Annotated in this window: 20 protein-coding genes; 5 read left to right on the plus strand and 15 right to left on the minus strand. The window is 67.4% G+C overall.

Going from position 1 to position 13,458, the window contains the following annotated elements:
* The 3 genes from AX709_RS11235 to AX709_RS11245 all read right to left on the minus strand — a co-directional run.
* Positions 1–494, minus strand: a 494-nt coding sequence (locus AX709_RS11235; protein WP_066549383.1) for a M48 family metallopeptidase, incomplete at its 3' end; no start/stop codon positions are given.
* A complete protein-coding gene (locus AX709_RS11240) occupies positions 491–940 on the minus strand; it encodes a YcgN family cysteine cluster protein (protein ID WP_066549389.1) in 450 nt (149 codons plus the stop codon). The genes AX709_RS11235 and AX709_RS11240, both read right to left, overlap by 4 nt.
* Positions 928–1,518: an SCO family protein gene (locus tag AX709_RS11245; protein WP_231727499.1), complete on the minus strand. Its 591-nt coding sequence runs from the start codon at positions 1,516–1,518 to the stop codon at positions 928–930. The genes AX709_RS11240 and AX709_RS11245 overlap by 13 nt, the downstream gene beginning before the upstream one ends.
* A gap of 76 nt (positions 1,519–1,594) precedes the next feature.
* Between AX709_RS11245 and AX709_RS11250 the strand changes: the two genes are divergently transcribed.
* Complete coding sequence (locus AX709_RS11250) at positions 1,595–2,197, plus strand: ankyrin repeat domain-containing protein (RefSeq protein ID WP_066549391.1); 603 nt, start codon at positions 1,595–1,597, stop codon at positions 2,195–2,197.
* Between the two features lie 32 nt (positions 2,198–2,229).
* On the opposite strand, the gene AX709_RS11255 is transcribed toward AX709_RS11250, so the two are convergent.
* The 11 genes from AX709_RS11255 to AX709_RS11305 form a co-directional block, all read right to left on the minus strand.
* On the minus strand, positions 2,230–2,724 hold the full coding sequence (locus AX709_RS11255) for an MmcB family DNA repair protein (protein ID WP_066483268.1): 495 nt from the start codon (positions 2,722–2,724) through the stop codon (positions 2,230–2,232).
* A 52-nt stretch (positions 2,725–2,776) separates the two neighbouring features.
* The gene (locus AX709_RS11260; protein WP_066549392.1) at positions 2,777–3,409 is read right to left on the minus strand and encodes a cell wall hydrolase; all 633 of its coding nucleotides are present in this window, start codon (positions 3,407–3,409) and stop codon (positions 2,777–2,779) included.
* Between the two features lie 153 nt (positions 3,410–3,562).
* Positions 3,563–3,904, minus strand: a complete 342-nt coding sequence (locus tag AX709_RS11265) for a DUF1491 family protein (protein WP_066549393.1) — start codon at positions 3,902–3,904, stop codon at positions 3,563–3,565.
* The gene (locus AX709_RS11270) at positions 3,901–4,374 is read right to left on the minus strand and encodes a PaaI family thioesterase (RefSeq protein ID WP_066483264.1); all 474 of its coding nucleotides are present in this window, start codon (positions 4,372–4,374) and stop codon (positions 3,901–3,903) included. Before AX709_RS11270 ends, AX709_RS11265 begins: the two co-directional genes overlap by 4 nt.
* On the minus strand, positions 4,355–4,861 hold the full coding sequence (gene ptsN, locus AX709_RS11275) for a PTS IIA-like nitrogen regulatory protein PtsN (RefSeq protein ID WP_231727500.1): 507 nt from the start codon (positions 4,859–4,861) through the stop codon (positions 4,355–4,357). The genes AX709_RS11270 and ptsN overlap by 20 nt, the downstream gene beginning before the upstream one ends.
* Positions 4,858–5,466, minus strand: coding sequence for a ribosome hibernation-promoting factor, HPF/YfiA family (hpf, locus tag AX709_RS11280; RefSeq protein WP_066483261.1), 609 nt, complete (start codon positions 5,464–5,466; stop codon positions 4,858–4,860). Before hpf ends, ptsN begins: the two co-directional genes overlap by 4 nt.
* 59 nt (positions 5,467–5,525) lie before the next feature.
* Positions 5,526–6,212, minus strand: coding sequence for a DNA polymerase III subunit epsilon (gene dnaQ / locus AX709_RS11285; protein ID WP_066549394.1), 687 nt, complete (start codon positions 6,210–6,212; stop codon positions 5,526–5,528).
* A 7-nt stretch (positions 6,213–6,219) separates the two neighbouring features.
* Entirely contained in the window at positions 6,220–6,825 is a 606-nt protein-coding gene (coaE, locus tag AX709_RS11290; RefSeq protein WP_066549397.1) for a dephospho-CoA kinase, read from the minus strand.
* Entirely contained in the window at positions 6,822–7,631 is an 810-nt protein-coding gene (locus tag AX709_RS11295) for a shikimate dehydrogenase family protein (protein ID WP_066549399.1), read from the minus strand. Before AX709_RS11295 ends, coaE begins: the two co-directional genes overlap by 4 nt.
* On the minus strand, positions 7,628–8,218 hold the full coding sequence (locus tag AX709_RS11300) for a Maf family protein (RefSeq protein WP_082731173.1): 591 nt from the start codon (positions 8,216–8,218) through the stop codon (positions 7,628–7,630). Before AX709_RS11300 ends, AX709_RS11295 begins: the two co-directional genes overlap by 4 nt.
* On the minus strand, positions 8,218–9,024 hold the full coding sequence (locus tag AX709_RS11305) for a pyruvate, water dikinase regulatory protein (protein WP_066483254.1): 807 nt from the start codon (positions 9,022–9,024) through the stop codon (positions 8,218–8,220). The genes AX709_RS11300 and AX709_RS11305 overlap by 1 nt, the downstream gene beginning before the upstream one ends.
* A 305-nt stretch (positions 9,025–9,329) precedes the next feature.
* Here AX709_RS11305 and hemE point away from each other — a divergent pair, with 305 nt between their 5' ends.
* From hemE to AX709_RS11325, 4 genes are all read left to right on the plus strand, one after another.
* Positions 9,330–10,376, plus strand: a complete 1,047-nt coding sequence (gene hemE, locus AX709_RS11310) for a uroporphyrinogen decarboxylase (protein WP_066549401.1) — start codon at positions 9,330–9,332, stop codon at positions 10,374–10,376.
* Positions 10,373–10,828, plus strand: coding sequence for a CopD family protein (locus AX709_RS11315; RefSeq protein ID WP_066483248.1), 456 nt, complete (start codon positions 10,373–10,375; stop codon positions 10,826–10,828). Before hemE ends, AX709_RS11315 begins: the two co-directional genes overlap by 4 nt.
* A 188-nt stretch (positions 10,829–11,016) precedes the next feature.
* A complete protein-coding gene (gene rho, locus AX709_RS11320) occupies positions 11,017–12,273 on the plus strand; it encodes a transcription termination factor Rho (RefSeq protein WP_066483245.1) in 1,257 nt (418 codons plus the stop codon).
* A gap of 95 nt (positions 12,274–12,368) precedes the next feature.
* Complete coding sequence (locus AX709_RS11325) at positions 12,369–13,097, plus strand: TerC family protein (RefSeq protein ID WP_066483243.1); 729 nt, start codon at positions 12,369–12,371, stop codon at positions 13,095–13,097.
* A 45-nt stretch (positions 13,098–13,142) separates the two neighbouring features.
* On the opposite strand, the gene AX709_RS11330 is transcribed toward AX709_RS11325, so the two are convergent.
* The coding region (locus AX709_RS11330; RefSeq protein ID WP_197432031.1) for a dienelactone hydrolase family protein at positions 13,143–13,458 on the minus strand (316 nt) is incomplete at its 5' end.

The following is a 13,458-nucleotide window of genomic DNA, read 5'->3' on the forward strand; positions in this document are numbered from 1 at the left end:
CAGCTGTACCGGATCGCGCCGGTCGCCGTGCAGCTGCCCCAGCGGCGGCGGGCGTCGCCGATCGCAACGCCCGAAACGGTGACGCCGGCGCGCGCGGCATAGCGCGCGGTCGCCTCCCGAAGCGTCGCCAGGGCCTGCTGCCGCAGCCAGCGATCGACGCGCCCGGCCAGCGTGTCCGCCGGCCCGCCGACCCGCAGGAGCACGCCCTCGCAGGCCGGCGCGCGCGGCGCGGCGGGATCATGCGCGATGGTGAGGACGATGCCGCGAAAGGGCAGGGTCGCTCCGTCGGCAAAGGGCTGCGGCTGGGGCAGGCGCGCACGCTGACGCTCGATCCATTCGCGCTGGCTCTCGGCCCAGGCGAGCGCGCGGCGCAGATGTGCGCGTGGCGGCAGGATCAGCCGGATCCGGCCATCGGCGGGATCGACCGAAAGGCGCGCACGGCGCGCCCGCGGGTGGCGGCGCACCTCGATCATGCCCGCATCCGCGCCGGTCACAGGCGGCGATCGGTCAGATGATGTTCGAGGTCGTCGCCCGCCTCGACTTCGGAAACCGTCCAGCCGCGGGTCGATTCGCCGGCGCGGTGCACCGCTTCACGATCGCCGCAGACCAGGTAATGCCATTCGGGCAGCGGCTCGCCCGCGGCGCGCAGCCGGTAGGCGCAGGTGCTGGGCAGCCAGTCGATGCGGCGGACATTGGCCATCGACAGCCGGGTACAATCGGGCACGAACGCGCGCCGCGCGCGATAATTGGTGCAGCGCCCCGCGCGCCGATCGAGCAGGCGGCAGGCGACATTGGTCGGGAACAGCTCCCCCGTCTCCTCATCCTCCAGCTTGTGCAGGCAGCATTTGCCGCACCCGTCGCACAGCGCCTCCCACTGGGCGCGATCGAGCGCCTCGAGCGGCCGGTCTTCCCAGAATCGATCGCCGCCTAGCGCACCCATTTGGCCAGCTCCGCCGCGACGGCCTGCGGGCTTTCATCCTGCGGCAACAGCGCCAGCGGCTTGCCGTCGGGATCGAGCAGATAGGCCTGGCGGCTATGATCCATGTCATAAGCGTCGGCCGTGCCGCCGTCCGCGCGGCGATAATAGACCGCGAATGCCTTCGCGACCGCGGCGATTTCGGCATCGCTGCCCGTCAGCGCGACGAAACGGGGGTGAAAGGCGCCGACGAACTGCTTGAGCGCAGCCGGGCGGTCGCGCGCGGGATCGATGGTGATGAACACCGGCGTGACGCGCGCGCCGCGCGCCGGCTCGGCCTGCTCGAACAGGCGCAGTCCGGCGGCGATGTTCTGGACATCGGTCGGGCAGATATCGGGGCAATAGGTATAGCCGAAATAGAGGATGCGATATCGCCCGGCGAGCTGGCGGTCGCTGAACCGCCGGCCGTCCTGGTCGGTGAGCGTGAAGGGCGCGCCGATCCGCGCCCCTTCCAGCGGGGGACGCGGCGACGAGCCCGCGTCGCACGCGGCCAGGGCAAGGAGCACGCACAGCGCAAGCGATCGGATAAAAACGACGTTCATGGTATCGCCAGCCATGATCTGATACGAGCCCGCTTGCAACATCGACGATCGACCCGGACAGGACGACCCCACCACCATGACCCGATTTGCCCGTTCGCTTGCCCCACTGGCGCTGCTGGCCGTTACCGCACCCGCGATCGCCCAGCAATTCTCGCAAAGCTACGAATTCCTGAAGGCGATCCGCGACGAGGATGGCCAGAAGGTCACCGAGATCCTCAACGAACCCGGCACCACCGTCGTCAACGCCCGTGACCGGTCGACCGGCGACGGCGCGCTGCACATCATCGCGCGCAGCCGCAACACCACCTATCTGCGCTTTCTGTTGCAGAAGGGCGCCAACCCCAACCTTCAGGATGCGCGCGGCAACACCCCTGCGCTCATCGCGGTCGAAACCCGCTTTACCGACGGCATCGATACGCTGATCCTGTACAAGGCCAACCTGAACCTCGCCAACCGGAGCGGCGAGACGCCGCTGATCCGCGCGGTCCAGCTGCGCGATGTCGACATGGTCCGCCGCCTGCTCGCCGCCGGTGCCAATCCGGACCAGGCGGACGTCATCGCCGGCATGTCTGCGCGCGATTATGCCCGGCGCGACGCGCGCAGCCCGGCGTTGCTCAAGCTGATCGAGGACGCCCCGAAGCGCGGCACCAGCGGTCAGGCATCCGGGCCCAAGCGCTAGCCGCTTCGCTTTCGCCGCGAACCGAGTTCGGCCTAGAGCCCCTCGATCATCGCTTCGGGGTCATGCGCGGCCATCCATCGCCGTGCAGCCCGCCGCGCAAAGGCCAGCGTGCATTTTCGCCGCGTCGCCGGATTGAGCGGATGCAGCCGTGCCTCGCGCACGATCGCACCGTCATAGCGATCAGCCACGATCAGCCCGGCACGATCGGGCAGAAACGCCTCGCCATGCAGCGGCGACACGTCGAATCCCGCCGGCACCGCCCAGAAAAAGCGGTCGCAATGCGCGAGATAGTCGAGCCATTTGGTGTCGCCGAGCAGGTCGGCGCGCGACACCTTGATCTCGATGATCGTGATGTTGCCGCGGGTGTCGACCGCCATCAGGTCGGCGCGACGCCCGTCGGCCAGCGGCACTTCGGCCATGGCGACAAGGTCATGGCGCAGCAGCATCCGGCAAACGCCGCGCGCGACGTCCGCCGCGCCGATCAGCGACGACGCGGGCGGTTCGATCGAGGCGGGGATGCTGCGCACCCCCCGCCTCTAGGAACATTAGACGAACATCGCAAGCCGGCGCGAACGCCGCTCAGCGATAAAAGACGTGATTGCCGACCGATGCGACCTTGGCCAGCCGCCAGCCCGGCGCGACGCGGCGGGCGTGAAAGAACATCGCGTCGGCGGCCGGGCTCTGCCAGTGCTGGTCGCGCGCCACCTGGGCGATGGCGACCGCGTTGCGCCACATCGGCCGGGTGGTGTCGACCGCCGGCAGCTTGCCGCCGCGCACGAACGAGAACTGGCCCGGCTGCTTGAGCACGCCGCACACGGTGTTGGGGAAGCGCGGCGAATCGACGCGGTTGAGGATGACTTCAGCGACGGCGAGCTGGCCGCTCTGCGATTCGCTGCGGGCTTCGAAATAGACGCCGATCGCCAGGCAGCGCAGCTCTTCGTCGATGTCGGCGGGCATCGCCTGCGCCGCGACCGCGTCGGCAAGGCTGGAAAAGACGACGGGCGCCGCGGCCTCGGCTGCGGGAGCCTGTTCTTCGATGGGTGTGTCGGACCCCGGCGGGAGCGTCTGCTCAACCTGCAGCTGGGGCGTGGATACAACGGGCACCTTGCTCGTTTCGAGTTCCAGAGCGAAACCCGGAGAGGTGGTGCCGGCAAGGAGTGCAATACCGGAAATTGCCGCCGCAGTGGTCGCGGCGCGTGAAACGAGCTTCATGAACGCAATTCAAATGCGGTGAGCGAGCGTAGTGCGCCTTGGATCAGGCACCACCCGGTCGGCCCCCCGACTGCGTCATCATCCGATATCGCACCTCGAATGACCCAACGCGACAGATAGAGTGCGCGCCCTTTGCGCCGCCTGCCGTTCGGGTCAACCCGGCAAGATCATTTCAGCGGCGAACCGTTCCGGGGACGCGACGTCTACCTCCACGACCCAAAGATCGGGGTCGATGGCGCGGCGGCGCTGCCAATAGGCGGTGGCGGTCGCCGAGTCGGGATCGGCCGGGCCACTGACGATCAGCGCGATCTCGCCGGTGGCACCTAGCCCCCGCTCGACGAAGCGCCAGTTCGCGCCGCGCTCGCCGGCCAGCACCAGGATCGCGCCACCCTGGGGATCGCCGCGCGCCAGCAGGACCGCGTGGCCGCCGGCATCCTGGACCCGGCGGATGAGCGCGGACACGAGCACCGACGCGGGCAACCGTGCCGCGCTCACGCGCCCGAATAGCCCGGCAGGCCGGCCAGAGGGATGCGCGAGCGCATGAACGTGCCGGTGCCGCGCGCGGCTTCCTCGCCATCCGGGCGGATCAGGCGGGCGTCGGCGATCAGCACCCGGCGCTCCCCGCTGATCCACCGGCCCTCCGCCACCACCGGGCCGGGGCCCAGCGGACGGGTCAGCAACAGGTTGAAGGCGGTCGTCAGCAGGAAGCGGTCGGTGACGCGACTGTTCGCCGCATAAAAGGCCGCGTCGTCGAGCATCTTGAAGTAGATGGTGCCATGCGCTGCGCCAGCGGCGTGGAAATCGCGCGCCGCCACCTCGAAATGAATGCGCGCCACACCGGCTTCGGGAATCTCCAGGCGCGAGGCGAACATCCGGTTGATCGGCGCCGCGGCATAGAGCGATTCGAGCGCGCGATAATGCGCCGCCTCGCCCGCCAGCGCGCGATCAGGCGGCGTCGCGGGCATCGACCCCGGCCAGCAGGGCATAGAGCGCGTCGCGCGATCCCGCGCCGCGCAGCTTGGCCCGGAAATCGCGGTCGCGCAGCAATCGCGAGACCCGCGCCAGCGCCTTCAGATGCGCCGCGCCGCTGGTCACCGGCGACAGCAGGGCAAAGACCAGATCGACCGGCAGATCGTCGACCGCCTCGAAATCGATCGGCGCATCCAGCCGAATGAAGATGCCGACGACCCGGTCGATGCCGGCAAACCGGCCGTGCGGCATCGCGATGCCGCCGCCGAACCCGGTCGAACCGAGCCGCTCGCGCTTCATCAGCGTGTCCGTCACCTCGCGCGGGTCCAGCCCGAACTGTTCGGCCGCGATCGTGCCGATCATGAGCAACAGCGACTTGCGGTTGGCCGCGGCGACCCCGGCGCGAATCGCTTCGGGCGCGATCAGGTCGGTCAGATCCGCGGTCAGCCCCCCCGCCATTGCGGAGAGCTTGCCCTGGCTCATCCCGTCGGCCCCTGGGCGCGGTTGGGCTCGACCCAGCCGATCGTCCCGTCGCCGCGACGATAGACCATGTTGAACGCGCCCGTCCCGCTGTTCTTGAACAAAAGCGCGTTGGTGTTGCGCAGGTCGAGCATCATCACCGCGTCCGACACGCTGGCATCGGGGACGTCGACGCGCGTTTCGGCGACGATCAGCGGTGCGTCGGCGACCACTTCGGCTTCATCGTCGGCGGCGGGCGGATTGAAGACGGTATAGCCGGCATCGTCATAGCCGTTGAGCTGATCGACGCCCACGGCCTGCGCGCTGTTGCGGTCCTTCAGCCGGCGCATGTAGCGGCGCAGCTGCTTCTCGATCTTGTCGGCGGCACCGTCAAAGGCGAGCTGCGCGGAATCCATCGCCATGTTCGATCCCTTGAGGATCAGCCCCTGCATGACATGGGCGACGATATCGCAGGTGAAGCCATTGTCGTGCGGCCCCTTGCCGAACGTGACGTGCGCCGAGATCGCGCGCGAGAAATATTTGTCGGCGATCGACTGAAGCCGTTCGGAAACATGCTGCTTGAGCGCCGCACCGGTATCCACCTGGTGGCCTGAAACGCGAATTTCCATGGGCTTTTCTCCACTCTATTCCCAGTTCATCCGCGGTCGGACGCCGCGGCTCCCGTCGCTCAGCCGGCGACGCCGTCACGCCATAAAGGCGACGTGATCTGGTCGACAAACGCGGCATGGCGGGCGAGTTCTTCATCGCTGATCGAAAAAATCCGTGGCGGCCGCATCGCGGCGGGTGCCGCGCGCACGACCTGGCCGATGACGATCGCTTCGGCGGTCAGGCCCAGCCCGATCTGGCGACCGCCGGTCAGCTCGACATAGACCTGCGCCAGCAACTGCGCATCGAGCAGTGCGCCGTGGACGACACGGCGGCTGCGGTCGACGCCGAAGCGCACGCACAGCGCATCGAGCGTCAGCTTGGCACCGGGATGGCTGCGCTTGGCGATGGCGAGCGTGTCGACCATCCGTTCGATCGCGACCGGGGACCGACCGCATTGTTCGAGCTCGCCGTTCAGAAAGCCGAAGTCGAACGCGGCATTGTGCGCGACGAGCGGCGCGTCGCCGATGAAGTCGAGCAGCGCGTCGGCGATGTCGACGAAGACGGGCTTGTCGGCGAGGAACGCGTCGGACAGGCCGTGCACGCGCTGCGCATCGGGCGACATCGGCCGTTGCGGATTGACGTAGCTGTGAAAGAAGCGGCCGGTTTCGCACCGGTTGATCATCTCGACGCAGCCGATTTCGACGAGCCGGTCACCGCCGGAAAAACTGAGTCCCGTCGTTTCGGTATCAAACACGATTTCGCGCATCCGATCCTTATCGGCTCGTGCTCGCGGTTAGGCAAGCGATCAACGCACGCACCGCCGCGCGCGTCTCCGCGATCGTCGTGTCAGTGGCGATGATGTGGTCGGCGCGCGCGCGCTTTTCGGCGTTGGGCAGCTGTCGGCCCAGAATGGCGGCGAATTTTTCCGGCGTCATGCCGTCACGCGCCAGCACGCGGGCACGCTGGACCTCCGGATCGGCGGAGACGACGAGCACTCGGTCGACCAGCTGGGCGCCGCCGGTTTCGAACAACAGCGGGATGTCGAGCACGACCAGCGGCGCATCGGCATTGGCGGCGAGAAAGTCCTGGCGCAGCGCACCGACCGCGGGGTGGACGATCCCCTCCAGCCGGTGCATCGCCGCGGGGTCGTTCAGCACCCGCGCGCCGAGTCGCGCACGATCGACCCCGCCCGGTCCGGTGGTGCCGGGAAATGCGGCCTCGATCGGGGCGACCAGCGCACCGTCCGGCCCCTGCAGCGCGTGGACCGCGGCATCGGCATCGAAGACCGCAATCCCTTCGTCGCGGAACATCGCCGCCACCGTCGATTTGCCCATGCCGATCGAGCCGGTCAGGCCAAGGATCAGCGGGCGGCGGCTCATCCGGTCAGCCGGGCGCGCAGTTCATCATCCCGGTCGCGCGGCGGTTCGGCGCCGAAGAACAGCTCGAACGCGAGCGCCGCCTGGCCGATCAGCATGTCGAGCCCATCGACGGTATCGAGCCCGCGATCGCGCGCACGGGCGAGCAGGCCGGTTTCGAGCGGCGAATAGACGATGTCGTAGACGATCGCATCCTCCGGCAGGGTCGAAAGGTCGAGATCGAGCGGCGGCTGGCCGGTCATGCCGAGCGTACTGGCATTGACCAGGAGGGCGACCGGGGGAATCGGCGCGTCGAGCGGCTTGACCTCGCCCTTCAGCCCGAATTGCGCGAGCAATGCCGCGGCCTTGAGCGGGGTGCGGTTGAACAGCGTGACCGGCCCGACGCCCAGTCGCGCCAGCGCGAAAAGCACCGCGCGCGCCGCGCCGCCCGCGCCGACCACCGCGACCGGCCGGGCGGTGAGATCGAGCGCCGAAATCGGCGACCAGAACCCGGCCGCGTCGGTATTGGTGCCGGTCAGCGTACCGGCTTCGTCGCGGAATACCGTGTTGATTGCGCCGATCGAGGCACGCACCCCACCGGGATCGGCAACATGGTCGAGCGCGGCGAGCTTGTGCGGGAGCGTCACATTGCACCCGCGCCAGTCGGGATCGGCGGCGCGATCGGCGAAATAGCCGGGCAGCGCGTCGGCGGTGACGTGATGCGCGCGATAGGCGGCATCGATCCCCAGCGCCTCGAGCCAGAAGCCGTGGATCAGCGGCGATTTGGAGTGTGCGATCGGATCGCCGATCACTTCGGCATAGACCGTCATGACGCCAATTCCCCCCGCACGCGCAGATAATCGAGCACGGGCAGCAACGGCAGGCCGAGCACCGTAAAATGGCTGCCCTCGATACGGCCGAACAGCTGCGCCCCGGCGCCCTCGATGCGGTAGCAGCCGACGCAGCCCGAGATTTCGGGCCATTCGCGGTCGAGATAGCTGTGGATAAAGTCTGTGGACAGGCGGCGGACATGCATCCGCGCACGATCGACAAAACGCCAGACCGGCTGGCCGTTTTCGGCGATCACCGCAGCGCTCCACAGGCTGTGGACAGTGCCCGACATGCGTTGGAGGTGATCGGCCGCCTCCTCCCGGCTGCCCGGCTTGTCGAGCAGCGTGCCGTCCGCCAGCTCGACCACCGAATCCGATCCCAGCACCAGCGCGCCGGGTACGCGCGCCGACACGCGCAGCGCCTTCATTTCGGCCAGGCGATCGGCGAGGTCGCGTGCCGCAGCGTCCGGCATCGCCGCCTTGATCGCGTCCTCATCCACCCCGCTGGCGGTGGCGGTAAAGCCGACCCCGGCGGCGTCGAGCATCGCGCGGCGCGACGCGCTGGTCGAGGCGAGGACGAGCGCCATTACTGGCCGCGTTCGTTGACCAGCGTGATGATCGCCGCGGCGGTTTCCTCGATCGAGCGCCGGGTGACGTCGATCACCGGCCAGCCATTGTCGGCGAACATCCGCCGGGCATAGGCGACCTCGCGGGCGACCGCGTCCTGGTCGACATAGGCGGTCTCGGGCGCCTGGTTGAGGAGAAGCAGGCGATTGCGACGCACCTGGATCAGCCGCTCCGCACTGGTGGTCAGCCCCACGATCAGCGGGCGCTTGAGCGTGAACAGGGCGGCGGGCGGCGGGCTTTCGACGACGATCGGGATGTTCGCGGTCTTGTAGCCGCGGTTGGCGAGGTAGATCGAGGTCGGGGTCTTCGACGATCGCGACACGCCGGCAAGCAGGATGTCGGCCTCCTCCCAGTCCTCCCAAGCGACGCCGTCGTCATGCGCGATGGTGAACTGGATCGCATCGACGCGCGCGAAATAGGCGGCGTCGAGGACGTGCTGGCGACCGGGCCGCGCCTTCATCTCCTGACCGAGCAGGCTGGACAGCGCATGGTTGACCGGATCGAGCGGCGCGATCGCGGGCAGACCCAGGATCCGGCAGCGCGATTCCAGCGTCCGGCGGATCTGGGGATTGACGAGGGTGAACAGCACCAGTCCCGGGTTCTGGGCGATTTCGGTCAGGATGCGCTCAAGGTGCGTCTCGCTGCGCACCATCGGCCAGAAATGGCGCATGGTTTCGACATCGTCGAACTGCGCCAGCGCCGCCTTGGCGATATTTTCCAGCGTCTCGCCCGTTGAATCCGACAGCAGGTGCAGATGGAGGCGCATTCGCTTAGCGCGACAAGGCTGTGGACAACATGGGGGCCAGCGGTAGCGCAACCCGGTCGCCCGGCCAAGCGCGACGATGGCTGTCGACGACACGCGCCCTGTCCACATCGCCATCGACAGGTGGACAAGCCATCCCGCGGCTGTGGATGATGTGGAGAAGCATGGCGACTCCCAATGCCAATGCGCACCTTGTCGGAGTCAAGCTGTTGGCGATATGAGGACGACCGAGTTCATCCCGCCTTCCACGCCACCACCACTACATCATCCTTTCATAGATTCCTTTAATTGAAGAAGAGGGACGTCCGCTGAACCCCGTGACGAACGCAAAACCCCTGCTGGCCGTCCTGCACGGCGCGCGCCAGGCGATCCCGCCGATGTGGCTGATGCGCCAGGCCGGACGCTACCTGCCCGAATATCGTGCGCTGAGGGAAACCAAGGGCGGGTTCCTTGAGCTGGCGACCGATGCCGAGGCGGCGGCCGAGATCACCGTCCAGCCGCTGCGCCGGTTCAGCTTTGATGGTGCCATCCTGTTTTCGGACATCCTGATGGTGCCGATGGCGCTGGGCCAACGGCTGTGGTTCGAAACCGGCGAGGGGCCCCGGCTGGCACCGTGCATCAAGTCGGGCGCGGACCTCGACGCGCTGGTCGCGCCGGGCCATGCGGTGCTCGAGCCGGTGTATCAGACGGTGCGCAACGTCGCCGCGATGCTCGATCCCGCCACCACCTTCCTCGGCTTTGCCGGCAGCCCGTGGACGGTTGCCACCTATATGATTGCCGGCCAGGGCAGCAAGGAACAGGCGGAGGCGCGACGGCTGGCCTATCGCGACCCCGGGCTGATGCAGGCTCTGGTCGACCGGATCATCGACATGACCGTCGACTATCTCGACCATCAGATCGAAGGCGGGGTCGAGGCGGTGCAATTGTTCGACAGCTGGGCCGGCAGCCTGAGCCCCGCGCAGTTCGAGCAATGGGTGATCGCCCCCAACGCGGCGATCGTCGCCCGGCTGAAGGCGCGGCGGCCAGATACGCCGATCATCGGCTTTCCCAAGGGCGCCGGGGGCAAATTGCCCGCCTATGCGCGCGAGACCGGCGTCGATGCGCTCGGGCTGGACGAGACCGTCGATCCGGTGTGGGCCGATGCGAATGTGCCGGAAGGGATGCCGGTACAGGGCAATCTCGACCCGCTGGCGCTGATCGCCGGGGGTGAGGCGCTCGATCGCGCGGTCGACCGCATCCTCGCCGCCTTTCCCGCGCGGCCGCATGTGTTCAACCTGGGCCACGGCATCCTGCCCGACACGCCGATCGCGCATGTCGAGGCGCTGGTCGCGAAGATCAGGGGCGGCGCGCGATGATCGGCTGGCTGGGCGCGGCCTATCCCTGGGTCAAGGCGGCGCATGTCATCTTCGTCATTTTCTGGATGGCGGGGCTGTTCATCCTGCCGCGTTACCTGGTGCATCATCAGGAGGGGCTGGGCGACCCCGCCGAGGCGCCGCGCTGGATCGCCCGCGAGGCCAAGCTGCGCAAGATGATCCTGACCCCGTCGCTGATCGCGGTGTGGGTGATCGGCCTGGCGCTGGCCGCCAATCTGGGCCTGTTCGAGGGTGCGGACGGACTGGGCTGGCTGCATGCCAAGCTGCTGGTCGTGGTGCTGCTCAGCGGTTATCACGGCTGGGCGGTCGGCTATGCGCGACGGCTCGAGGCAGGCAGACCCTATCTCAAGCCGCGCCAGCTGCGGATGCTCAATGAAGTGCCGGCGCTCGGCGTTTCGCTCGCCGTCATCCTGGCCATCGTCAAGCCGTTCTGAACCGATCCCGCTGCCTGCTTTCGCTTGACTTGAAATCGCGGCGTACTTACCTCCGGTGGCGTAGATGACGTCCCGGGACTCCCCGGGTGTTTTCCGCGTCCCTCCTCCAGCATCGTCAGCGCGCAACCGTACCGCCGACTGAAGCTTTCCCCCCGATACACAATCCAATCCCCACCCGGATTCCAGATATGCACTTGAAAGATTTGAAGAAGAAAGCGCCCGCCGAGCTGGTCGAGATGGCCGAGGCGCTCGGCGTCGAAGGCGCGTCGACGATGCGCAAACAGGACCTGATGTTCGCCATCCTGAAGGTCCAGGCCGAAAACGGCGACCAGATCATGGGCGTCGGCACGATCGAGGTGCTGCCCGACGGCTTCGGCTTCCTGCGCAGCCCCGAGGCCAACTACCTGGCCGGTCCCGACGACATCTATGTCTCGCCCAACCAGGTCCGCAAGTTCGGTCTGCGCACCGGCGATACCGTCGAAGGCGAAATCCGCGCGCCGAAAGACGGCGAACGCTATTTCGCGCTGACCAAGCTCGTCTCGGTCAATTTCGATGATCCCGATGCGGTGCGGCATCGCGTCAATTTCGACAATCTGACGCCGCTTTATCCCGATTCGAAGCTGACCCTCGATCCGTCCGACCCGACCCAGAAGGACAAGTCGGCGCGCGTCATCGACATCGTGTCGCCCCAGGGCAAGGGCCAGCGCACGCTGATCGTCGCGCCGCCGCGCGTCGGCAAGACGGTGATGCTGCAGAACATCGCCAAGGCGATCACCGACAATCATCCCGAAGTGTTCCTGATCGTGCTGCTGATCGACGAGCGGCCCGAGGAAGTCACCGACATGCAGCGCAGCGTGAAGGGCGAGGTCGTCTCCTCCACCTTCGACGAACCCGCGCAGCGCCACGTCCAGGTCGCCGAAATGGTGATCGAAAAGGCCAAACGCCTGGTCGAGCACAAGAAGGATGTCGTCATCCTGCTCGATTCGATCACGCGCCTCGGCCGTGCCTACAACACCGTGGTCCCGTCGTCGGGCAAGGTGCTGACCGGCGGTGTCGATGCCAACGCGCTGCAGCGGCCCAAGCGTTTCTTCGGCGCGGCGCGCAACATCGAGGAAGGCGGATCGCTTTCGATCATCGCGACCGCGCTGATCGATACCGGCAGCCGCATGGACGAAGTGATCTTCGAAGAGTTCAAGGGCACCGGCAACTCCGAAATCGTCCTGGACCGCAAGGTGGCGGACAAGCGCATCTTCCCCGCGCTCGACGTCGGCAAGTCGGGTACCCGCAAGGAAGAGCTGCTGGTCGAGAAGGACACGCTGTCCAAGATGTGGGTGCTGCGTCGCATCCTCATGCAGATGGGTACCATCGACGCGATGGAGTTCCTGCTCGACAAGATGAAGAATTCAAAGACCAACGAGGATTTCTTCGATTCGATGAACCAGTGAGCGATCGGCCGCGCTGCGGCCGCATCGATCGCCGATCTGGCGCGTTGGACGGCGGTCGAAGCGCCGCACGGCGCGATCTGCAACAGGAAATCTGAATGCTCGACCTGATCTTCCACATGGCCGCGGGGGCACAGGGGATTGGTTCGCCCGCCGATATCTGGGCGAATATCCTCAAGGATTTTTCGAACATCACCGAACCCGCCGCGCTCGCCGCATTCGGATCGGTGCTGGCCATCGACCTCGTGCTGGCGGGCGACAACGCGATCGTGGTCGGCGCGCTTGCCGCGGGGCTGCCGGCGGACCAGCGCCGCAAGGTCATCCTGATCGGGATCGGCGCGGCGCTGGTGTTGCGCATCGCGTTCGCGCTGGTCGTCAGCTGGCTGATGGGGATTGTCGGGCTGATCTTTGCCGGCGGCCTCTTGCTCCTGTGGGTCAGCTGGAAATTCTGGCGCGAGCTTCGCCATACGGCCCCCAATCCGGGTTCGGCCGAGATCGGCGGCGACGAGCATTCGGGGCTGAACCCCGCACGCAGCTTTGCCGGTGCGGCCTGGGCGGTCGCGGTTGCCGACGTGTCGATGAGCCTGGACAACGTCCTTGCCGTCGCGGGCGCGGCGCGCGAGCATCCGGGCATCCTGGTCGTCGGGCTGCTGCTGTCGGTCGCGCTGATGGGGCTGGCCGCCAACCTGATCGCGCGGATCATCGATCGCTATCGCTGGATCGCCTATATCGGGCTGGCGGTGATCGTGATCGTAGCCGGCCGGATGATCTATGACGGCTGGGTCGGAACCGACGAGACGATGGGCCTCGCCGGCTTCTTCATGTGACGGCATGCCCGCTGCGGCCCGACCGGGCGCGCGACGGGCGGATCGTCAGCCGAGATGTTCGGCAAAGAAATCGGCGGTGCGCTGGTCGGCCAGCTGTGCGGCGGCATCCGACCGGCGTTTGCCCATTTCGGTGGCGAAGCCGTGATCCTCGCCCGGATAATCGTGCAATACGACCCTGGGATGCGCGTCGAGCCCGGCGTGCATCGCCGCCTGCGTCGCCGCGTCGACAAAGCCGTCTTCGCCCGCGATATGCAGCATGAGCGGCCGCGCGATCGCATGGCTTTCATGGAGCAGCTGGTCGATGGCGACCGCATAATAGCCGACGCTGGCGTCGATGTCGGTCCGCGTTGCGGTCATATAG

Origin of the sequence: Sphingomonas sp. CCH15-F11 (assembly GCF_001557005.1) — a bacterium.
Classification (GTDB): Bacteria; Pseudomonadota; Alphaproteobacteria; order Sphingomonadales; family Sphingomonadaceae; genus Sphingomonas.

Bases quoted from the DNA above. Each gene is read 5' to 3' on its own strand.
- AX709_RS11240 (WP_066549389.1), bottom strand. From the start codon at position 940: ATGGGTGCGCTAGGCGGCGATCGATTCTGGGAAGACCGGCCGCTCGAG.
- AX709_RS11245 (WP_231727499.1), bottom strand. From the start codon at position 1,518: ATGAACGTCGTTTTTATCCGATCGCTTGCGCTGTGCGTGCTCCTTGCC.
- AX709_RS11250 (WP_066549391.1), top strand. From the start codon at position 1,595: ATGACCCGATTTGCCCGTTCGCTTGCCCCACTGGCGCTGCTGGCCGTT.
- AX709_RS11260 (WP_066549392.1), bottom strand. From the start codon at position 3,409: ATGAAGCTCGTTTCACGCGCCGCGACCACTGCGGCGGCAATTTCCGGT.
- AX709_RS11270 (WP_066483264.1), bottom strand. From the start codon at position 4,374: ATGCCCGCGACGCCGCCTGATCGCGCGCTGGCGGGCGAGGCGGCGCAT.
- ptsN (WP_231727500.1), bottom strand. From the start codon at position 4,861: ATGAGCCAGGGCAAGCTCTCCGCAATGGCGGGGGGGCTGACCGCGGAT.
- hpf (WP_066483261.1), bottom strand. From the start codon at position 5,466: ATGGAAATTCGCGTTTCAGGCCACCAGGTGGATACCGGTGCGGCGCTC.
- dnaQ (WP_066549394.1), bottom strand. From the start codon at position 6,212: ATGCGCGAAATCGTGTTTGATACCGAAACGACGGGACTCAGTTTTTCC.
- coaE (WP_066549397.1), bottom strand. From the start codon at position 6,825: ATGAGCCGCCGCCCGCTGATCCTTGGCCTGACCGGCTCGATCGGCATG.
- AX709_RS11295 (WP_066549399.1), bottom strand. From the start codon at position 7,631: ATGACGGTCTATGCCGAAGTGATCGGCGATCCGATCGCACACTCCAAA.
- AX709_RS11300 (WP_082731173.1), bottom strand. From the start codon at position 8,218: ATGGCGCTCGTCCTCGCCTCGACCAGCGCGTCGCGCCGCGCGATGCTC.
- AX709_RS11305 (WP_066483254.1), bottom strand. From the start codon at position 9,024: ATGCGCCTCCATCTGCACCTGCTGTCGGATTCAACGGGCGAGACGCTG.
- AX709_RS11315 (WP_066483248.1), top strand. From the start codon at position 10,373: ATGATCGGCTGGCTGGGCGCGGCCTATCCCTGGGTCAAGGCGGCGCAT.
- rho (WP_066483245.1), top strand. From the start codon at position 11,017: ATGCACTTGAAAGATTTGAAGAAGAAAGCGCCCGCCGAGCTGGTCGAG.
- AX709_RS11325 (WP_066483243.1), top strand. From the start codon at position 12,369: ATGCTCGACCTGATCTTCCACATGGCCGCGGGGGCACAGGGGATTGGT.